The organism is Aquimarina sp. TRL1 (assembly GCF_013365535.1).
GTDB lineage: Bacteria > Bacteroidota > Bacteroidia > Flavobacteriales > Flavobacteriaceae > Aquimarina > Aquimarina hainanensis.
On the sequence record NZ_CP053590.1, the window covers coordinates 1,564,496 to 1,586,620 of the forward strand.

17 protein-coding genes are annotated in these 22,125 nt (G+C 35.8%); 9 read left to right on the forward strand and 8 right to left on the reverse strand.

The annotated features are described in order from the left end of the window. Positions 1-140 precede the first annotated feature (140 nt). Positions 141-494 carry a hypothetical protein gene (locus HN014_RS06285; protein WP_176028037.1) on the forward strand — a complete coding sequence of 118 codons (354 nt, stop codon included), beginning with the start codon at positions 141-143 and terminating at the stop codon, positions 492-494. Between the two features lie 6 nt (positions 495-500). Here the strand turns inward: HN014_RS06285 and HN014_RS06290 are convergent, their stop codons facing one another. The 3 genes from HN014_RS06290 to HN014_RS06300 form a co-directional block, all read right to left on the reverse strand. After that, positions 501-3,497, reverse strand: coding sequence for a GEVED domain-containing protein (locus HN014_RS06290; protein ID WP_176028038.1), 2,997 nt, complete (start codon positions 3,495-3,497; stop codon positions 501-503). A 229-nt stretch (positions 3,498-3,726) separates the two neighbouring features. Beyond that, positions 3,727-5,262: a glycine--tRNA ligase gene (locus HN014_RS06295; RefSeq protein WP_176028039.1), complete on the reverse strand. Its 1,536-nt coding sequence runs from the start codon at positions 5,260-5,262 to the stop codon at positions 3,727-3,729. Between the two features lie 141 nt (positions 5,263-5,403). Continuing rightward, entirely contained in the window at positions 5,404-6,285 is an 882-nt protein-coding gene (locus HN014_RS06300) for a hypothetical protein (protein ID WP_176028040.1), read from the reverse strand. An 80-nt stretch (positions 6,286-6,365) separates the two neighbouring features. Here HN014_RS06300 and HN014_RS06305 point away from each other — a divergent pair, with 80 nt between their 5' ends. Together HN014_RS06305 and HN014_RS06310 are read left to right on the forward strand one after the other, a co-directional pair. After that, positions 6,366-7,046 carry a ComF family protein gene (locus tag HN014_RS06305; RefSeq protein WP_176028041.1) on the forward strand — a complete coding sequence of 227 codons (681 nt, stop codon included), beginning with the start codon at positions 6,366-6,368 and terminating at the stop codon, positions 7,044-7,046. Between the two features lie 55 nt (positions 7,047-7,101). After that, positions 7,102-8,727, forward strand: coding sequence for an Ig-like domain-containing protein (locus tag HN014_RS06310; RefSeq protein WP_176028042.1), 1,626 nt, complete (start codon positions 7,102-7,104; stop codon positions 8,725-8,727). A 15-nt stretch (positions 8,728-8,742) separates the two neighbouring features. Here the strand turns inward: HN014_RS06310 and HN014_RS06315 are convergent, their stop codons facing one another. Continuing rightward, positions 8,743-9,528: an amidohydrolase gene (locus HN014_RS06315; RefSeq protein WP_176028043.1), complete on the reverse strand. Its 786-nt coding sequence runs from the start codon at positions 9,526-9,528 to the stop codon at positions 8,743-8,745. Between the two features lie 151 nt (positions 9,529-9,679). Between HN014_RS06315 and ileS the strand changes: the two genes are divergently transcribed. The 4 genes from ileS (at position 9,680) to HN014_RS06335 (ending at position 14,862) form a co-directional block, all read left to right on the forward strand. Continuing rightward, positions 9,680-13,084, forward strand: coding sequence for an isoleucine--tRNA ligase (ileS, locus tag HN014_RS06320; protein ID WP_176031047.1), 3,405 nt, complete (start codon positions 9,680-9,682; stop codon positions 13,082-13,084). A 4-nt stretch (positions 13,085-13,088) separates the two neighbouring features. Beyond that, positions 13,089-13,472: a TraR/DksA C4-type zinc finger protein gene (locus HN014_RS06325; protein ID WP_176028044.1), complete on the forward strand. Its 384-nt coding sequence runs from the start codon at positions 13,089-13,091 to the stop codon at positions 13,470-13,472. Between the two features lie 109 nt (positions 13,473-13,581). Then, on the forward strand, positions 13,582-14,199 hold the full coding sequence (locus HN014_RS06330) for a hypothetical protein (RefSeq protein ID WP_176028045.1): 618 nt from the start codon (positions 13,582-13,584) through the stop codon (positions 14,197-14,199). Positions 14,200-14,253: 54 nt separating this feature from the next. Beyond that, positions 14,254-14,862 carry a lipoprotein signal peptidase gene (locus HN014_RS06335; RefSeq protein WP_176028046.1) on the forward strand — a complete coding sequence of 203 codons (609 nt, stop codon included), beginning with the start codon at positions 14,254-14,256 and terminating at the stop codon, positions 14,860-14,862. 33 nt (positions 14,863-14,895) lie between these two features. Here HN014_RS06335 and HN014_RS06340 read toward each other — a convergent pair whose 3' ends face one another. From HN014_RS06340 to HN014_RS06355, 4 genes are read right to left on the reverse strand one after another with little or no spacing between them, the layout of a single operon-like run. Further along, the gene (locus tag HN014_RS06340; protein WP_176028047.1) at positions 14,896-15,465 is read right to left on the reverse strand and encodes a 5-formyltetrahydrofolate cyclo-ligase; all 570 of its coding nucleotides are present in this window, start codon (positions 15,463-15,465) and stop codon (positions 14,896-14,898) included. Then, positions 15,440-16,441, reverse strand: coding sequence for a succinylglutamate desuccinylase/aspartoacylase family protein (locus HN014_RS06345; RefSeq protein WP_176028048.1), 1,002 nt, complete (start codon positions 16,439-16,441; stop codon positions 15,440-15,442). Before HN014_RS06345 ends, HN014_RS06340 begins: the two co-directional genes overlap by 26 nt. Positions 16,442-16,446: 5 nt before the next feature. Further along, on the reverse strand, positions 16,447-17,319 hold the full coding sequence (gene rimK, locus HN014_RS06350; RefSeq protein ID WP_176028049.1) for a 30S ribosomal protein S6--L-glutamate ligase: 873 nt from the start codon (positions 17,317-17,319) through the stop codon (positions 16,447-16,449). Further along, entirely contained in the window at positions 17,309-17,746 is a 438-nt protein-coding gene (locus HN014_RS06355) for a RimK/LysX family protein (RefSeq protein WP_254884109.1), read from the reverse strand. The genes rimK and HN014_RS06355 overlap by 11 nt, the downstream gene beginning before the upstream one ends. 162 nt (positions 17,747-17,908) lie before the next feature. Here HN014_RS06355 and uvrC point away from each other — a divergent pair, with 162 nt between their 5' ends. Both uvrC and HN014_RS06365 read left to right on the forward strand, forming a co-directional pair. Further along, positions 17,909-19,708: an excinuclease ABC subunit UvrC gene (uvrC, locus tag HN014_RS06360; protein ID WP_176028051.1), complete on the forward strand. Its 1,800-nt coding sequence runs from the start codon at positions 17,909-17,911 to the stop codon at positions 19,706-19,708. A 9-nt stretch (positions 19,709-19,717) separates the two neighbouring features. Next, on the forward strand, positions 19,718-22,009 hold the full coding sequence (locus tag HN014_RS06365) for a patatin-like phospholipase family protein (protein WP_176028052.1): 2,292 nt from the start codon (positions 19,718-19,720) through the stop codon (positions 22,007-22,009). The last annotated feature ends 116 nt before the right edge of the window (positions 22,010-22,125 follow it).

A 22,125-nucleotide genomic window follows, 5' to 3' on the forward strand; every position in this document is an offset into this window, starting at 1 on the left:
GCAGGTTTGTTGCAAAGGCTTTCTGCACGCCCCATAATCAGCAACTTATTTACCCCCTTTATAAACACTGACTTACAAGCATAAAACCATAAAAAATAATGTATTTTTATACGACGGTATGTACTTAACACCTAATTCACATGAAAAATATATGTATTTCTGTTTTATTGATGATCATACTCGGATGTACCACAGGGAAGAACACACATAAAAACAAACTTAGCGCTACAATGTCTAAAGAAAATTTAGTTTCTCAGATGAAGAAAGAAGGATATAGTAAGGGAAGTATTACTACAAACAAAAATGCACAATGTCCGTATGTCTTAACTGTCGAAGAATTTAAAGATCAGTTAGACCCTATAAACCTGAATGATTTTTACAAAAAAAATCCTCCCGCTCTAGTTTGGGTTAAATACAGTAGTTTACGAAGAAAAAGCAGATGTGCTGATGCACGCCCAGTTTTGATTAATGAGATCAAAATACGAGAACATTAGATCTCATCATTGAACAACAAACTTAACTACTTTACCATCTTTTTCATTTCCTAAACGAGCGAAATAAATTCCCGATCTGCGATAAGACATATCTATTTCATATGAAAAGCGTGCATTGGCATCTCTTCTGACCTTATTAGAAGCAATTATCTGCCCTAAAATGGTAAAAATATAGATTCGTAATTCTTCTTCTTCAATCGAAGAGTCACTCATTGTTATCAAGAATTTATCATTGGATTGATCAACAGCAATTAAGTCTGTTGTTGGCACCGTATTTTCTCCAATCTTTATAGAATAATCATGTGTAGTTCCAAACTGCATAGAATCACATGCATCATTCAGCTTACCTCCATCATTCGTCTCAGTATCTCCTGCACGAATTCTCAAAAGATGTGTTCCTTCTACTGCATTTTCTCCAAATGTAATCAAGAAATCCTGCGCTGTATCTCCTTCTTTAATAACTTCATTATCTAATAGCATCTCTGATGCTTCAAATAGTGCATTATCATTAAAATCCACCCATAATGACAGTCGCTCTGCTGTATCTGAAGCATAACCCGCTTTAACCGTCATAACATAAGCTCCAACTGCCTTATCTATATTAATCACCAGATTGGTAAAATCTTCATAGCCGGAATCACAAGGAATTTCCATATTCGACACATTAGCCAACTCAAATGATGTAATTCCATCTCCAAATTTCTCACAATCCGAGGTTGGAGAACACAACATATGCTCTACTGTCTTTAAAAGAATATCATTTTCTGTGTCTTCGTCTCCTTCTAACACTGTTCCCAACTCGAATTCATATACCTGAAATTCCAATAAATTTGCTGTAGTGGTAAAACTATAGGTAACGGTCTCATCAGGGGCTATTGTACCTGTATATACTTCATTAATTCGCTCTCCATTATTCACGCTATAAAAAACCGGAATATTTGATTGAGCTTCTCCTCCATAGTTTCTTATTTTTATTTGTATTTCCTGCTCGGCAGAAAGTCCTCCTCCTGTAACCGGAGATACCAGTCCCGACACTCCAACATCCTTAGCAAACAGATTGTGAACAATCACTGTTGCACAATCATTTTCTGTCATTTCATCACCTGCAAGATTTGATTCTGCCTGAATTGTAAATGTTTTTCCTCCTGCCAGGTTTGCTGTTGCATCAAAAGTAAAAGAAGCTTGTTCTCCTGCTGCCAATGTCCCTGTAAAAATCTCATTTACAACCGCTCCTCCATCTACACTATAAGAAACCGGTATATTCGATTGCAAAGCAGTCCCAAAATTCTGAAGAATGATAGTTACTTGTTCTGAACTTGTAAAAGTTTTATCACCGGGAGATTGAATACTCACTACTCCAATATCGTTCGTTATTGCTTCCGCTACTTTAAATGCACCTACTACATTCCTGGAGTTTTCCCCTACACCTTTAAAATATTCTGCAATATGCCAGAAGGTCTGATCATCTCTTGGGTCTATTGTCAATTGAGCGTAATCTCCATAACGCTCTCCTCCATTTCGCTGTACATCTGTACCAATAGCAATATCCTGTTCTACTATCGTCATTGTCCCAAGGGGATCATTCATCAAACGTCCTGTATATCGTATCGAAGGATAACTATTTTCTGTAGCGCCATTTTCCACTGTTCCCATAGTTGTATATCCCATTCCAATATTCCCATATCGATCCATTCCCATACTTGCACACCAGGCACTTTTTCCATCAGGAGATTCATAAGTCCCTTCTTGGTATACTGTCCAGGGTTGATCATCTCCATTTTGTCGCAGCTCATACCATCGTATTGCTGCTATATTATCCGAATCCGGTCGATCATCAATGTCTACTGCAAAATTCATTACCACACTGTTATAACTACAAAATCTCCGATAATTACTGGCAAACATCAAGGCTCCTTGTAGTACATCTATATCCTGACCTTCTCCTCCGGGTTGAGGTAAATTACTAAAAGAACCTCCATCAAAAACAGAATCAAAAGCAGTAATATCTCCATTACTAACCGTTAATAATTCGGCTTCTTCGATAGTCGAGTTTTCCGGATTGAACCAATCCACATTAATTGTCCATAGTTTTATCGCGTCTTCGGCAACTCCTTCCCATGCATCATCATGGTAGTAGGCAATCTTTGCATTTCCTTCTGGTGGTAATACCACCCCTGTCGCATTAAACGATGCCGGACTATAAAAACCTCCGATCTTTGCTCCAGGCAATGGAAATCCTACCATCTGAGCATCCGGATCTCCTACAAGCATTTTGTCTCTTTCGATTGCAAATACAACTTCAGAAGTATTTAATGTTCCTTGATCTTTATTAGCGGTAACGTAGTATCCATCTGACCAAATAGAAAATTTAGTATAATCTGGGAAGGTTCCTGTCTCAAACCTATAGGTATACCAACCATCATTAACCGGATCTGGTCCTTTGGATATTGCTACTAAAAATCCATTGGGTGTATCAGAAAATTGTGTGATAACGAAGCGGTCTGCAAAATTATCATATAGTACAATAGGATCCCCTGCAGATTCTCCCGGCCATATATTTTCTAAAGAAGTAGAAGCAACTAACTCATTCCCACTCCTATCATGAATTGTAAAAGCAAAGTTCTTTGCACTCACATAATGATTGGGACCAACAGCTCCTGTCGGATCCGATGGTGCTGCTGACGAGGTATTTGTTTCAAAAACAACAGAAGGAGATTTTCCCCTTCGTTGTGCAGATTTTGATCTGCGTTTTTTCAGAATAAGTTCATCCTGTCCAACCGGATACCCTTTTCCCGGCACTATCTTATTCCCATCTGTTCTTCTGGGGTTGATAGGTCCCTGCCTCGGTTTCTCAGGAATTAATTTTTTCCCGGAAATCGGAGTAACCTCTCTCATATATTTAGCTGTTGTTACTAATGTAGCTTTTCTTTCCTCTTTTTTTTGAGAGAATGCGATTGCTGTACAAAGCAAAAAAGAGAAAATTACTATCTTTTTTAACAACATAACTGTTGATTTTAAAAATTTACGAGCTACTAAAATACAATTAAACTTGAATATAGCACAAGTCTATTTTACTTAATATCTTTCAATTAAAACACCAAAAGGGGGTAATTTATTATCTGCTTTGGGTATACATTTTATTTTTGCAAAACTTTTTCTTCTTTTTTTTAACAAAAAAAGCTGCTCTGTACAGAGCAGCTTCAGTATACTTATTAAATCTTTTTATCCTAATTTATTTCAACCAGAATTCCGGATCTGTTTTTTCTGAGATTATCGTTTTTAAGGCAGTTATAGATACTCGTTTTTGTTCCATTGTATCTCGATCTCTTATGGTTACTGTCTGATCTTTCAGCGTATCGTGATCTATTGTTATACAATAAGGGGTTCCATTTGCATCTTGTCTTCTATACCTTCTACCAATCGCATCTTTATCATCATAGACTACATTAAATTTCCATTTTAGATCGTCTACTATTTTCTGTGCTATTTCTGGAAGTCCATCTTTCTTGACCAATGGTAAGATAGCTGCTTTTACAGGAGCGACTACAGCAGGAAGTTTTAATACGGTTCTTGTCGTACCATCTTCTAATTTTTCTTCCTGAAGCGCCGTAGAGAACACTGCCAAGAACATTCTGTCCAGTCCTACGGATGTTTCTACTACATACGGCACATAACTTTCTTTTAATTCTGGATCAAAAAACTGTAGCTTCTTACCTGAATACTCCTCATGTGCTTTAAGATCAAAATCTGTTCTGGAGTGTATTCCTTCTAATTCTTTAAATCCAAATGGGAAATTAAATTCTATATCTGCTGCTGCATTTGCATAATGCGCCAGTTTTTCATGATCGTGAAAACGGTAATTTTCCTCTCCTAATCCAAGGGATAAATGCCATTTTAGTCTTGTTTCTTTCCAATACTCATACCATTTCATTTCTTCTCCTGGACGAACAAAGAACTGCATTTCCATTTGTTCGAACTCACGCATTCTAAAAATAAATTGTCTTGCTACAATTTCATTTCTAAAGGCTTTTCCTGTTTGTGCAATTCCAAAAGGAATTTTCATCCTCCCGGTTTTTTGCACATTTAGGAAATTCACAAAGATTCCTTGCGCTGTTTCTGGTCTAAGGTATAATTGAGTTGCAGAATCAGCAGAAGCGCCAAGTTTTGTTCCAAACATCAGATTAAACTGCCGAACATCCGTCCAGTTTTTAGACCCTGTTTCCGGATCCGCTATCTCTAATTCTTCTATTAATGCTTTTACATCTTCCAAGTCCTCATTTTCTAAGGATTTTGCCAGACGCTTAAGAATTTCATCTTTTTGAGATAGGTATTTAACTACTCTTGGGTTAGTACTTACAAATTGAGCTTCATCAAATGAGTCCCCGAATCTCTTTTGTGCTTTTTTAATTTCTTTCTGAGCCTTTTGATTTAATTTCTCTGCATAGTCCTCAACCAAAACATCAGCCCTATATCTCTTTTTAGAGTCTTTATTGTCAATCAGAGGGTCATTAAATGCATCTACGTGACCGGATGCTTTCCAGGTGGTAGGATGCATAAATATTGCAGCGTCCAACCCTACAATATTCTGGTGCATATACACCATACTCTTCCACCAATACTCTCGTATATTCTTTTTTAGTTCGATTCCGTTCTGTCCATAGTCATAAATAGCACTAAGCCCGTCATAAATCTCACTAGAACCAAAAATATACCCATACTCTTTAGCGTGGGCAATAACCTTTTTAAATTTATCTTCTTGATTTGCCATGACACAAAAATAATCGAATTTACATGAATTAAAAATGAAATTATTTAATTAATAAACACCTTGATGTATTCTAAAAAAGAGAATTAAAAAAACCACCTAGATAGGTGGTTTTTATTATATCTTGATACGTTATATACTGAACTATCTAAGTTCAAATTTCGTATTTGCAATCATTTTTGGTCCAGAGAATAAATTCACTACATAGTTTCCTTCTGTAATTTCTCCTTCTGCTGTATCAACAAGGATACAAACATCCAGTGCAGAATTCTCATAGAACACTTTGTTCTTTCCACTATATGTAAGAACTGCATCATCAAAATTAACTGAGATTTTATCTCCAATCAGATTGTTTTGAGGGTTAATTACCTGTACAAATAAGTCTTTATCTCCTTTCTTAGACAGTTTATTCGGTGCTAATGTAAAACATACTCTTACTTTCTCAGCTCTAGAAGCTCTGGAAGTGCTCACAATTTTACCACTATTACGAACTTTAACTCCTTCTACTTTGATATTCGCAGCCGTTAGAGTCGAACCTCTTTCTACAATCTCTGCTAATTTTGTGTTTTGAGACTGAAGAGAGTCTGCCAGAATGATTCGCTCATTCAATGCAGTAGAAGTACTATCAAGATCAGTTGCCAGCTGAGTATTCGCTGCTGTCAAGCTATCTGCTAATTTAAACAGGCGTTCTCTCTCTTTCTTCAATTTTCCAACTTCTCTTCTATATCTGGAAATCAAAGCTAGGTTTGCTTCATTGTCTTTTACGCTATCCAACAAAACTACAATTCTCTCCTTTGCTTTTAGCAGGTGGTCATCCATTACCTCATTAAGAGCAATTGCATTATCATATTTGGTTATTAATTCGCCCAATTCGCTTTCTATAAGGTCTTTTTCTTGCTGTAGGATGGCTTTATTTCGTTTTTCTTCATTGTAAAACTTGTACGTAAAAATCCCTAAAATTAATAGCAATCCTCCTAAAACTCCTATTAGAATTTTGAGGGTCAGGTTATTGTTCTGGTTCGTCATAATAATTTCTTAATTTTGATGGTTACGATAAAAAGTAAATATAAATTAAATTTAGTAATTAATGCTAATTCTATTATGCTATGCTAAGCGATCTAGCGTATCTTTTTTATCCTATATATTGTGCTGCTTGCGATACACCTCTTCATAAAAACGAAAGGGTATTGTGTACCTCTTGTCGCCATATACTCCCGCTGGGCAATTTCCATAACGTAAACGCCAAAAGTATAGAAAAAGTATTCTACGGACGTGTTAAAATTGAAAACGCAACTTCTTTATTCATTTTTCACAAAGGAGGTTTGGTCCAGAATTTGCTGCATAATTTAAAATACCGAGGAAGAGAATCTATCGGAAAAGAGCTAGGAAAATGGCTGGGAGAAGAACTACGACATATCCCTTCTTATCAAACCATTACAGCCATTATCCCTGTACCTTTGCACAAAAAAAGATTCCGACAAAGAGGTTATAACCAAGTAGAAAAATTCGGAAAAGAAATCGCAAAAAAACTTGATGCTACCTATATTGATACGGTCTTAAAAAAAAGTTCCTACACTCCGAAACAATCAAAAAAAGGAAGACTATACAGATGGCGAAATACCGCTGAAACATTTCATATCCAAAAAGAGTCTTTATTAAAAAACCGACATATATTATTAGTCGATGATATTGTAACAACAGGTTCAACAATAGAAGCTTGTATTAATAAACTCAAATCCATCGAGGGAATTAAAATAAGTATCGCTACAATTGCAATTGCAGAATAGTTTTTTCTTTGTTCCAAATAGTTGTTTCTTTGTGTCTCAAAATTGTAAAGGTGTTATGTTTAAAAGACCTACTCTATTATATATAGCTGTATTGTGTTTATTATTTTTAGCAAATTGTGCTAAAAAAGGATCTATTTCGGGAGGAGAAAAAGATGTAACTCCCCCAGAATTTATAAAAGCACTACCGGCAAATTACAGTACGTCTTTTGACAAACGAGAAATCCGAATCTATTTTGATGAATATATCAAATTAAAAGATTATCAAAAACAGATTGTTATTTCTCCTCCTATGAACACCAAACCTATCATTACTCCTTTGGGTACTGCCAGCAAGTATATCCGAATTAAATTTCAGGATTCTTTAATTCCCAATACTACGTATAGCATTAATTTCGGACAAAGCATTGTAGATAACAACGAAGGAAATCCTCTACCGTATTTTAGATATGTATTCTCTACCGGAAAAACCTTAGATTCACTATCGCTACAAGGGACTATTACTGATGCCTTACAGAAAAAAACAACTTCTTTTGTTACAGTAGCGTTATACCCTGTTGATGAAAATTATACAGACTCCCTTGTTTATAATGAGGTTCCGCGATATATTACCAATACACTGGACAGCACAGGGTTTAAATTCGACAACCTAAAGGAAGGAACATACAAGCTGGTTGCTTTAAAAGATAAATCTTCAAATTACACATATCAGCCCAAGGAAGATATGATTGGTTTTTATCAAAAAAATATTTCCCTTCCTGCAGACACAAGTACAGCCTTTAACATCAATATTTTCAAGGAAATCCTTGATTTCAAAGCATTAAAACCGAAACAGATTTCTAAAAACGCCTTTATTTTTGGTTATGAAGGAGCAGCAGATAGTTTACAAATCAAACTACTATCGGAAACTCCCGAAGATTTTGTAAGCAAAGTAATCCCTGTAAAAGATAAAGACACCGTGCAATATTGGTTTACTCCTTTTTTTGAAACGGATTCTTTGAAATTTCAGGTTACGAATGCTCCTAATTACAAAGATACTTTACTTACCCGGTTCAAAGACCAGTACAAGGATTCTTTAATGGTAAAAAGTGATATCCAGGGACATATTCCCTTTGACAAACATTTTTCTTTTTCTGCCAATACCCCCTTGACATCAATAGACAAAGAACGAATTACAATTACAGATAAAGATACCACTTCTGTTCCCTTTAAAGCACATTTGGACAGCATATCCAACAATGCATCCCTTACTTTTGAAAAAGCTGAAAACGATTTTTATACAATTACCTTACTACCAGAAGCTGTATCCGATTTTATTGGCAATGTCAATGATACTTTGACATTCGCCATTCGAACAAAAAAATATTCTGACTACGGAAAAATCTTTCTAACACTAAAAGAAGTACAGCAATATCCTGTTTTGGTACAACTGACAGACGAAAAAGGGATTGTTTATAAAGAACAAGTAGCTTCTGATGATAAGACTATTGTCTTCGAAAACCTGTTACCGAATAAATACAATATTCGGGTTATTATTGATGAGAATAAAAATGAAAAATGGGATACTGGTAACTTCCTGAAGCAACTACAACCAGAAAAGGTACACCATTATCCGGAGGTGATCGATGTACGAGCTAACTGGGAGCTAAAACAAATATTTACTTTACAAAACGAAGACGAATAAAAGGCTACAAAGCATTTAAAGATGAATCGTAAAACGATCAGCATCTTCCAGAAACGGGAATTTTTTTCGAGTCTTATCGAGATGGTTTTTATCAAGAGATGTGTAAATTACACTCTCTTTTTCCAGCAAACTGGCATCTGACAACTCTTTTCCAAGCATATCAAATACCCGGGAATGCCCATTATATTCATATCCATTCCCATCGAGTCCGACCCTATTAACCCCGATGCAATATGACATATTCTCAATTGCTCTGGCTTTTAATAAAGTATCCCAGGCTTCAATTCTGATTTTAGGCCAACTTGCCACATATAGCAGCACATCATATTCCTGAGTATTTCTCGCCCATACCGGAAATCTTAGATCATAACAAATCAATGGTCGTATTCGCCACCCTTTATACATTATTACTAACTGATCCGATCCGGCTTTATATACCTGATGTTCTTTTGCCAGCGTAAATAATTGTCGTTTATTATATGTATGCATTTTTCCACTGGGTTCTACAAATACAAAACGATTGTAATACGCTCCCTCCTCTATAACGGTTAAACTTCCGCAAATAGCTATCTTCTTTTCTCCAGCTAACTGCTTCATCCATTTAATAGTTTCTCCTTCTGGGGCTTCTGCTACTTCATATGGATTCATCGTAAATCCAGAAGTAAACATTTCTGGAAGGACGACAATATCTATTCCTTCATTTACAGCATGTATTTTTTTACCTAAAACTGCCCTGTTTTGAACTGGATTCTCCCATGCTAAGTGACTTTGAAATAACGCAAGATGAAGTATATTATTCATATAAAAACAACACTAATGATTTTCTCCGAGAAAGATACTTAATCTTTTATTATTCTCAAGGATTTTAATTGAGCACATGTATTATCAATAATCCCTCGACATTTTTCAAGAAAATCCTTATTTTCGCAACCTTAACAGAATGAAAGATTCCATGAGCACTAAGTTTACTGAATACAAAGGACTTGACTTGCCAAAAGTGGCAGAAGACATACTTGATTTTTGGCAGAAAAATAATATTTTCGAAAAGAGTATCACCGAACGGGAAAACGCAGCACCTTTTGTGTTTTTTGAAGGACCGCCATCGGCAAATGGACTTCCTGGTATTCACCACGTTATGGCTCGTGCGATTAAAGATATTTTCTGTAGATACAAAACACAAAAAGGATATCAGGTAAAGCGAAAAGCTGGATGGGACACACATGGTCTTCCTGTAGAACTTGGTGTAGAAAAGGAATTAGGAATCACCAAAGAAGATATCGGCAAAAAAATCAGTATAGAAGAATATAACGAAGCTTGTAAAAAAGCGGTAATGCGTTATACCGACATCTGGAATGATCTCACAGAAAAAATAGGATATTGGGTTGATATGGAAGACCCATATATTACCTATAAGTCCAAATATATGGAGAGTGTGTGGTGGCTTCTTTCTCAGATATACAAAAAAGGACTACTGTATAAAGGATATACAATACAACCGTATTCTCCAAAAGCAGGGACAGGATTAAGTTCTCATGAACTTAATCAACCCGGAACATATCAGGATGTAACAGACACTACTGTTGTCGCTCAGTTCAAAGCAAAAAAAGAAACACTTCCTTCGCTATTTGCAGATGTAGAAGGAGACATTCATTTCCTTGCCTGGACCACGACTCCCTGGACACTTCCCTCTAATACAGCCCTTACCGTAGGACCAAAAATTGATTATGTGCTTGTAAAAACTTATAATCAATATACTTTTGAACCTATTCAGGTAATCTTGGCTAAAAACCTGGTTGGAAAACAATTTTCAGGAAAGTTTGTCCTTGCCGAATCAGAAGAAGCTCTTACTAATTTTAAACAAGGAGATAAGAAAATCCCTTACATTATCACCAAAGAATGTAAAGGAGCAGATTTAGCAGAAATCAGATATGAACAACTTTTAGATTTTGTATTACCAAACGATACTCCTGAAAATGCTTTTCGAGTAATTACAGGAGATTTTGTCACTACAGAAGATGGAACAGGAATTGTTCACACAGCTCCTACCTTTGGTGCAGACGATGCCCTGGTTGCCAAACAAGCAACTCCTGAGGTTCCTCCAATGTTAGTAAAAGATGACAACGGAAACCTGGTACCACTTGTAGACCTGCAAGGTAAGTTTACAAAACACGTTGGAGAGTTTGCCGGAAAATATGTAAAGAATGAATACTACAATGAGGGAGAGGCTCCGGAAAAATCAGTCGATGTAGAGATCGCAATCAAATTAAAAATAGAAAATAAGGCCTTCAAGGTTGAAAAATACGTGCACAGTTACCCTAATTGCTGGAGAACTGACAAGCCTATACTATACTATCCATTAGACTCTTGGTTTATAAAGGTCACGGACTTTAAAGATCGTATGCACGAATTAAACCTGGGAATCAACTGGAAACCTAAAGCTACAGGAGAAGGACGATTCGGAAACTGGCTTGCCAATGCTAATGACTGGAACTTATCCCGTTCTCGTTTTTGGGGAATTCCATTACCGATCTGGAGAACTGAAGACAGAAAAGAAGAAATCATCATTGGTTCTGTAGAGGAATTAAAAGCTGAAATGGAAAAGGCTGTAAAAGCAGGAGTATTGGATCGTGATCTTTTTGCAGACTTTGTCGTAGGAGATATGAGCGAAGAGAACTATGATAAAATAGATCTTCATAAAAATGTAGTAGACAATATAACGCTGGTTTCTGATTCAGGAAAACCAATGAAGAGAGAAAGCGACCTTATTGATGTTTGGTTTGATTCTGGAGCGATGCCATATGCACAATGGCATTACCCATTCGAAAACAAAGAAAAAGTAGAATCCGGAGACAGAAAAGCCGATTTTATAGCAGAAGGAGTAGACCAGACACGAGGTTGGTTCTACACGCTACATGCTATCGGAACAATGATCTTCGATGATGTTGCCTATAAAAATGTCGTTTCAAACGGGCTAGTACTCGACAAAAATGGTCAGAAAATGTCAAAACGACTAGGGAATGCGGTCGATCCTTTTGAAACATTAAAAACATACGGACCTGATGCTACCAGATGGTATATGATTAGTAATGCAAATCCCTGGGATAACCTAAAATTTGATTCAGAAGGAATTGCTGAAGTACGTCGTAAATTCTTTGGTACGCTATACAATACGTATTCTTTTTTTAGTTTGTATGCCAACATCGATAACTTTACCTATAATGAAGAAGATGTCCCATTAGCAGAACGACCAGAGATAGACCGATGGATTTTAAGTGAACTTCATTCGCTGATCAAAAATGTAGATGCGTATTACAACGATTACGAACCAACAAAAGCCACCAGAGCCATTTCAGACTTTGTACAGGAAAACTTAAGCAACTGGTTTGTTCGATTAAGCAGAAGAAGATACTGGAAAGGAGATTACCAACAGGATAAAATTTCTGCATATCAGACCTTATACACCTGTATGCTTACTGTTGCCAAATTAGGAGCTCCTGTAGCCCCTTTCTTTATGGATCGCCTTTATAAAGATTTGACAAAATACACCAATAAAGAATCACATGAGAGTGTGCATCTGTCTACATTCCCTGAATTTGATGAAAAATTTGTAGACAAGGCTTTAGAACGCAAAATGCAAAAGGCACAGATTATATCATCCCTAGTGCTTTCACTACGTCAAAAAGAAAAAATAAAAGTACGTCAACCACTTCAGCGAATTATGATTCCGATCCTTACAAATGAAGAAAGAGACGAAATTTCGCAAATCGCTGATTTAATTAAAAATGAGGTAAATGTAAAAGACATTGAACTTATAGACGATGCTTCGGGAATCCTCGTTAAGCAAATAAAACCTAATTTTAAAGCATTAGGCCCTCGTTTCGGAAAAGACATGAAGCTGATTGCCAGTGAAATACAAAAATTAGATCAAAAAAGTATCAAAACCCTAGAACAAACTGGTCGTTTTGACATAGAAATTAATGATAAAATTATTACCTTAGAGACAAGTGATGTTGAGATTAGCTCACAAGATATCGAAGGTTGGCTGGTTGCTAATTCTGGTCCATTGACCGTTGCACTGGACGTAACGATTACACCGGAACTAAAAAAGGAAGGTATCGCCAGAGAGCTTATCAACAGAATACAAAACATTCGTAAGGATAGTGGCTTTGAAGTGACAGATAAGATAGAAATCGTTTTCCAGGAAAATGAAATCATCAGAGACGCTATCAGTACTAATGAAGCGTACATTAAAAATGAAACTTTAACCAAAACAATTGATTTTGCGGAAGATATAATAAATGGTACAGAAATTGCGTTTGATGACATCGCAACCCAATTGTTAATTAAAAAACATTAAGAGCATGGCAGGAGACATAAAAGCAAGGTACAGTGATTCAGATCTGGCAATGTTTAAGGAAATCATTCTCGAAAAAATGGAAAAAGCCAAAAAAGATCTGGAATTACTACAAAGCTCATACAAAAATGATGGTAACAACGGAACAGATGATACCTCACCTACTTTCAAAGCCTTTGAAGAAGGAAGTGAGACAATGTCTAAAGAAGCGAATACGCAGTTAGCAATCCGTCAGGAAAAATTTGTACGAGATTTAAAAAACGCCTTATTACGAATCGAAAACAAAACGTATGGTGTCTGTAGAGTAACTGGAAAATTAATTAATCCAGAACGTCTGAAGTTAGTTCCTCATGCCACACTAAGCATTGAGGCAAAAAATATGCAGAAGTAAGCTACCTCAGCGTAAAAACAGCTACTGAATAATTTTTATACAAAAGTGTTTTCTGATATGATTATTAGAAAACACTTTTTTATATCCCTTCCTTTTCTACTGTATACTTGTGAAACTACTGCTCTCCATCTTGTTATTGCTAAACTCTTCCTTACTTCTGGGACAATACAGGTCTGAAAAAGAGCAGGCTCTTAACGGTATTGACAGCATTGTATTCATCATGAATTACAGCCACAGTATTCATATAGAAAATACGCAAGAAGTAAAAATGCACATCGAAACAATGGCAGACGGAGAGTATAAAAACAATGTATTATTACGAATCGAGCAAAAAAATAAAACGCTATACGTTACTGAGGTATTACAACCATTTCTCTCTATAGAAGATGACAAGTTAAGTGCTCATAAAATCTTTTCGTTAAAAACCCGCATCCGACTTCCATCACATCTTTATGTTACTACAAAATCAACAACAGCTACACTTGCTATAGAAGGCTCTTTTAAGCACCTATTCACTGAACTGAATAGTGGTTCCTGCATCCTTACATCTTTTGTAGGAGACGCTATTATTAATACTTATAGAGGAGACATTACCCTATACACTAAAAATGCAACGATCTCCTCCCGCTCTGTTACTGGGAATATCTCTTCAGAACCTATTTTTGGACAACATCAAATCCTGTTAAAATCCATAAGTGGCAATATAAATATTCACAAAATAAAATAAAACACTATTTTTGTTCGTCATCAAATTATTGACTTGTCTAAATCAAAAGTATATATGTCATTAAAGAAGTCTATTTTAGTTATAATTTTGGTTCTGTTAATAGATCAAATCTCCAAGATTTACATCAAAACTACTTTTACACTGCATGAAGAAGTAAAAGTTTTTGACTGGTTCAGAATTATTTTTGTAGAAAACAAAGGAATGGCATGGGGAGTAGAGCTCCCTGGTAATTACGGGAAACTAATCCTGACATTATTCAGGCTTGTTGCTATTACAGGTATTGCCTATTGGTTATACGACTCTATTCGCAAAAATAGTGCTCCAATCCTTACCTTTTGTATTGCATTGATTTTTGCCGGTGCTTTTGGAAATATTGTAGACTCTCTTTTTTACGGTTTATTATTCAATGAAAGTACTGCTGTACAAGTTGCACAGTTCCTTCCTGAAGGTGGAGGGTATGAAACTCTTTTCTATGGGAAGGTTGTCGACATGATCCAGTTTCCATTGTACAATGACATCCTGCCTGAATGGATCCCATTTATAGGAGGCACTCACTTTTCCTTTTTTGACCCTGTATTTAATATTGCTGATTCAGCTATTAGCATTGGTGTTTTTCTTCTCATTATCTTCAACAAAAAGGCATTCCCTAAAAAAGAGGCATAATAAGTTTACACTGCTACCGAAAGATCATAGTTCTTATTTTTCGAACTGATATATTTTTTCCGGAGTAACACAATAATCCAAGCGGATATCTGTAGGCAATACTCCTTCTATTATTTCTTCAGCAGGAAACACAGACAATCCTATCTTTATTGTTTCGGAGTTACAACTTGCTAAAAACCGATCATAGAACCCTTTGCCATAACCAATTCGATTTCCTTGTTCATCAAATACTAATAGTGGTACAAATACTACTTCTAATTGTCTTTCATCCATTTTGATTCCATCTACCGGCTCGGGTATGCCCCATTTATTGACTTTCATCACAGTATTATCAGTGAGTAAGATATGGGAAAGGGTATATAGCTCAAAATCGCTTTTTGAAATGACCACGTTCTTATCCTTACCCTGTAAAATATGGAGAATAAATTCCGTGTTGATTTCTTTCTGTTTTTTAATAGATAAAAAAAGATGATAGGTCGATAATTGCCAGATGGGTAATTGCAATAATCTGTTGGCAATTTCCATACTCATCTCTTCCAATTCTTCTTCATCTATAGCTGCTCTAAGTAATTTATATTTAACTCGTAATTCTTGTTTCGTCATTTTTACTTTCTAAAAGTTCTGTGGTTATATGAAGAATCGCATCTCCTTTATATACTATTGGAGCTTCATTCACATTAATAATATACCCTTCATTAGGGGCTTTTACTTCATATCTCTTTTTTCCATACGGATCTGTAATTGTTGCCAATACCTCATCTTTTACCACTTTTTTTCCATAAGGAATTTTCACATGTAAAAGTCCACTATATTTTGCTCTCACCCAGGTACTCTTCTTTATTACAATTGTCTCTCTTCTTATTTCTGATATTTTAAAATTCGTATCCAGCATCCCTAAGTAATCCAATACCCTAATCGTACCATACACTCCTTCTCTGGCAATATCCTTATTACTGCTCATTGATTTTCCTCCTTCAAACAACAAAATATCTTTCCCCATCTTTGTACAGGTGTTCCGATAAGAACCTTTAAGATTTTTAGACAATAAGGTAAAGGGAGCATTAAACACTTTAGATAAAGCGATTAGCTGATCATCTCCTGGCGCCACACGTATATGGGGTGCATTAAAACGGCTTCCTCCTCCTGTGTGGAAATCCAGACAGATATCCGCAACCGGGAGAATCTCATTTACAAACTGATAGGCAAACCTACTCGCTAAAGAACCATTTTTCTTTCCTGGAAATATTCTATTAAGATCTCTTCCATCCGGAAAGAATCGATTCATATTCAAAAAACCAAATACATTTAATACGGGAACACAAATGATCGTCCCTTTTTTTGGTTTATTTATTTTTTTGGCTATTACCTGTCGCACAACTTCAACCCCATTAATCTCATCTCCATGAATCCCTCCTGTTATCAAAACTGTGGGACCTGGATTTTTTGATCGTTCTATGATAATCGGAATTTCGACCTTTGTAGAGGTAAACAGATTCGCAATATTAAAATTAATAGTTTTACTAACCCCTAATTTTATTTGCTCACCTAAGATATTAAGAACATCTTCTTCTTTATTCATATGATTTATACGCTTCGTTCTATATAACGAATTATTGTTTTTGCTATATCCTTCCCTGTGGCTCTTTCTATTCCTTCTAAGCCAGGAGAAGAATTTACCTCTAAGATAAGAGGCCCTCTTTCACTTTGTAACATATCTACTCCAGCAACTCCTAATTTCATAGCCTTAGCTGCTTTAATCGCCATTACCTCTTCTTCATCTGTTAATTCAATTACAGAAGCTGTTCCTCCTCTGTGTAGATTGGATCGAAACTCTCCTTCTTTCCCCTGTCGTTTCATTGCTCCTACCACCTGACCATCGACAACAAAAGCACGGATATCTGCGCCTTTTGCTTCTTTGATATACTCTTGCACAATCACACGTGCCTGCAATCCATTGAATGCTTCAATTACGGATTCTGCTGCATTTTTTGTCTCTGCAAGCACTACTCCTAACCCCTGAGTTCCTTCTAGTAACTTAATAATCAATGGAGCTCCTCCTACATGTGCAATCACCCCATCAATATCCCTGGAATAGTTGGTAAATACCGTTTTAGGAAGTCCCAGTCCTGCTTTAGACAGTATCTGCAAACTTCTTAATTTATCCCGGGAACGGATCAGCGCTTGAGATTCTACAGTTGTAAATACATTCATCATTTCGAATTGTCGCACTACCGCTGTTCCATAATAGGTTATAGAAGAACCTATTCTGGGAATGATCGCATCTACATGATCTAGTTTTTTACCTCTGTAATAGATCTCCGGCTTTTTTTTCTCCATTACCAAATCACAATTCAGCGGATCAATTACCTGAACATTGTGCTTTCGTTTTATCGCCGCCTGCACTAATACATCCGTAGAGTATAAACTCGCATTTCGCGATAGAATTTTAATATTCATTCGTACAGAAATTATATGATTGATCCTCTAATGCTGTATCAACAATATACTTACCACTGAGAAATTTACGCCCTAATAAAACCGGAAAACGCATATCTCTGCGCGAAGATAATGTGAGTGTTATTGGATTAACCTTTTTAAATAAACATATTTTTGTTTTTACCACATAGCGTTCTTCTATTTCGCCATTACTGCTCTTGACAGCGGTAATATCATAATTTTTAAAAACAAATTGCTTCCCGTTATACTCCGGATAACTCTGATCCAAAAAACAACACTGAAGCTCTTTCTTCTTTTCTTTTATGTGTAAACAATGAATAGAAGAGGTGTATGCTCCGGTATCAATCTTTATATCAATACCGTACAATTCCAACAGCGGAAAATCTGCTTTATCTGTTCTTCCTATTATAATTTTTTTATTCTCCAAAAACATTCAAATTATAAATTACTAAAATAAAAAAAAACACAACGCTTCAAACACCTTATTTCGCTTGCTTCCCGCTTAATTAGATATTCGTATCTTTTTATTCAAAAAACAAGTATTCATAACTACAAAATAACGTCAAAACATTATTTTTACCCTAGAAATATGGATACACCTTCTTTAGACATACAAATTAAAACATTACCCTCTAGTCCCGGAGTATATCAATATTATGATAAGGACAACAAACTCCTATATATTGGTAAAGCAAAAAACCTAAAGAAAAGGGTATCTTCTTATTTCACTAAACACCATGATAGCTACAGAATCAATGTACTGGTCAAAAAGATTAACACCATAAAACACATAGTAGTCGAAACAGAAACAGATGCCTTACTACTAGAAAATAATCTTATAAAAAAACACCAACCTCGATTCAATGTCATGTTGAAAGATGACAAAACCTACCCATGGATTTGCATCAAAAAAGAACGATTCCCAAGAGTATTCCTAACCAGAAATCTCATAAAGGATGGCTCTGAATATTTTGGTCCTTATACCAGCGTAAAAACTGTTCACACTTTATTAGAATTGATAAAAGGATTATACCCTATAAGGACCTGCAATTACGATTTATCACCTCATAAAATTCAAAATGGTAAATATAAAGTTTGCCTGGAGTATCATTTGGGGAACTGCTTAGGCCCCTGCGAGGATATGCAAAGTGAAGAAGCCTATATCAATAACATAGAAGCGATTCGACAGATTATCAAAGGAAACTTCAAAGAATCCTTACATCAGTTTTGGAAACAAATGATGCTTCACTCCGAAAATATGGAGTTCGAAGAAGCTCAGCAAATCAAAGAGAAAATAGACGTTCTAAAAAATTACCAGGCACGTTCTACCATTGTCAATCCAAAAATTAATAATGTAGATGTGTTCTCTATCATATCCGATGAATCTTATGGGTATGTCAATTTTCTCCAACTCTCACATGGTTCAATTATCAGATCTCATACCATGGAGATAAAGAAAAAGCTCAGTGAAAGCGATAAAGAGCTTCTGGAGCTTTCTATTATTGAAATCAGACAGCGGTTTAACTCCAGGTCCAAAGAGATTTTTTCATCCATTAAGGTCAATGTAGGGGATACCATAAAAGTAACTGTTCCTCAACTAGGTGATAAAAAGAAAATAGTAGACCTCTCTGTTAGAAATGCAAAATATTACCGTCAAGAACGTTTTAAACAAATAAAAATAACGGATCCTGATCGACATGTAAATCGATTATTAGCACAGATCAAAAAGGATTTACGACTTCCGGTTACTCCTACACACATAGAATGCTTTGACAACTCGAATATACAAGGAACAAACCCAGTAGCTGCCTGCGTGGTTTTTAAAAATGCTAAGCCTAGTAAAAAAGACTATCGAAAATTCAATATAAAAACCGTGGAAGGCCCTAATGATTTTGCTTCTATGGAAGAGGTTGTATATCGCAGATACAAAAGATTACTGGATGAAGAACAGCCCTTGCCTCAGTTAATCATTGTAGACGGAGGAAAAGGACAACTTTCTTCTGGACTAAAAGCTTTAGAAACATTAGGTCTTCGAGGAAAAATTACCATTATCGGAATTGCCAAGCGCCTGGAAGAAATCTATTATCCAGGAGATTCTATTCCGTTATATCTGGATAAAAAATCAGAAAGCCTTAAAGTAATCCAACACTTGAGGAATGAGGCCCATCGTTTTGGAATTACTTTCCATAGACAAAAAAGAAGTAAAGCTGCTCTTAACACTGAATTAGAAAACATTCCCGGCATCGGAGAAAAAACAGTCGTGGAACTACTGAAACATTTTAGGTCATTAGCCGTCATTAAAAAAGCATCTAAAGAAGAACTTTCCGAAGTAATCGGAAATTCCAAAGCCCTAAAAGTTTATAATTATTATCTTTCAAAAAAAGAATAAACCGTACTAATGTCACTACTAAAAACAACACTATCAGCACTTATTTGGATTGTTCTACTAGTAGTCCCTTTTTTAAGCTTCTCACAAGAAGATCTCTCATTAAACATACCCAATGACAGTACTCAGACAGAAAACGATCTAAAAGTCGGTGTTGTCCTCAGTGGAGGGGGAGCAAAAGGACTAGCTCATATTGGTGCTTTAAAAATCATAGAAGACGCTGGTATACGAATCGACTACATAGGAGGCACCAGTATGGGAGCTATTGTCGGCTCTCTATACGCTGCAGGGTATAATGCCAAAGAACTCGATTCTATTTTTCGATCTGTGGATTTTGATATGCTGATTCAGGATAATATTCCCCGGGAAGCCAAAACTTTTTATGAAAAAGAAGATGCCGAAAAATACGCAATTTCTCTTCCTTTTGATCGGTTTAAAATTGGTCTCCCAAAAAGTTTATCTAAAGGACAAAACTTATACAATCAATTTGCACAACTTACTTCTCACGTTAGTCATATTACAGATTTTGACAAACTCCCGGTTCCTTTTTTCTGTATGGCTGCTAATTTAGAAACGGGAGAACAAGTGCTTTTGGATAAAGGATACCTCCCTGACGCCGTTTCTGCTAGTGGAGCACTTCCCTCTGTTTACGACCCTGTAGAATTAAATGGTATCCTGATGACAGATGGAGGGGTTGCGAATAATTATCCCATAAAAGAAATTAAGAAAAAAGGAGCTCAAGTTGTTATTGGAGTAGATGTGCAAGACAGCCTCATGTCCAGAAAAAACCTTAACTCTGTAGCCAATATCATGCTGCAAATCAGCAACTTCAGAACCATCAAAGATATGAAAGGCAAAGTATCTTCTACTGATATATACATTAAGCCCGATGTACAACAATTCTCTATTTTATCTTTTGATCAGCGCGATGCTATTATCGCCAATGGAGAAAAAGCTGCATTGCGAAAATTAGAGCAACTAAAACAAATAAAACAACAACAACGTCGCAAAAAAAAGCCTAGCATAAGCATTCCCAAAGGAACCGATTCCCTGAGAATAGAAAACTTAGCTATAACAGGGAATAAACAATATACCCGAGCTTATATAAAAGGAAAATTGAAATTAAAAACTCCCTCTACTACTACATTCAACAAACTTAATCAGGGGTTCAATAACCTATCTGCCACGGGGAATTTTGACAGAATCAACCATAAACTGACAGACAACACCCTCTCTTTAGATCTAAAAGAAAGTGAAAACAAAATGCTGTTGCGCTTTGCTGTGCATTATGACAACCTATACAAAACTGCGGCTCTTATTAATGTAACCAGAAAAAAAATACTCTTCAATAATGATGTACTTTCTTTTGACCTGGCATTAGGAGACAATATTCGGTATAATCTCGATTACTATATTGATAATGGTTTTTACTGGAGTGTAGGAATCAAACACCGTTTTAACACCTTAAAAAAAACGGTTCCTTTTGATTTTATTAAAGAATATACTGATATATCAGGAATCGGGATCAACACCGTGGATATTGACTATACAGATTTCAATACTCAAGTATATGCAGAAACACTTCTTAATCAAAACCTCTCTTTGGGAATCGGAGGAGAGGCTAAACGACTTGTAATTGTATCCGAGACCATTGGAACTGACGAGAACCAACTCCCAAGAACCGTTTTTGACAATACAAATTACTGGAGCTTGTTTAGTTATCTAAAATTAGACACGTACAACAATAAATACTTCCCTTCAAAAGGGCTCTTATTCGACTCAGATATCCATACATACCTATTTGTCTCTGATGTAGACTTTTTATTCTTAAAGGATTTTAAACCCTATTCTATTTTAAAAAGCAAATTTGGGTATGCCACTCCTCTTTTTTCCAAACTCTCTATGAATGTGCAAGTAGAAGCAGGATCATTCATAGGAAGTACCGACATCTCTTCTCTTGATTTTGCTCTTGGAGGATTTGGTGCGCAGACAATTAATAATCTTATTCCTTTATACGGATATGATTATATCTCTTTTACAACCAAAAGTTTCCTAAAGGGACTCCTAACATTAGATTATGAATTTGCTAAAAAAAATCATTTGAATTTTTCTGTAAATGCTGCCAATGTAGGAGATAAAATATTCAGTAGTGCTAAAGAAGTCTTTTCTTTACCTATCGATTATTCTGGTTTTGCTATTGGATATGGGATAGACACCTTTGCCGGTCCCGTACAGGTAAAACATTCATATTCACCTGAATTAAAAGAAAGCCAATGGTATTTTAGTGTAGGTTTTTGGTTTTGAGTATAGTTTGTAAAATATTTATATATTTGTAACACCATGAAATCAAGTTGGCAAAATTTACTACTTCTACTGCACTACCTCATCAAAAGAAACCCTGAGTGAGGCATTGTTTTATT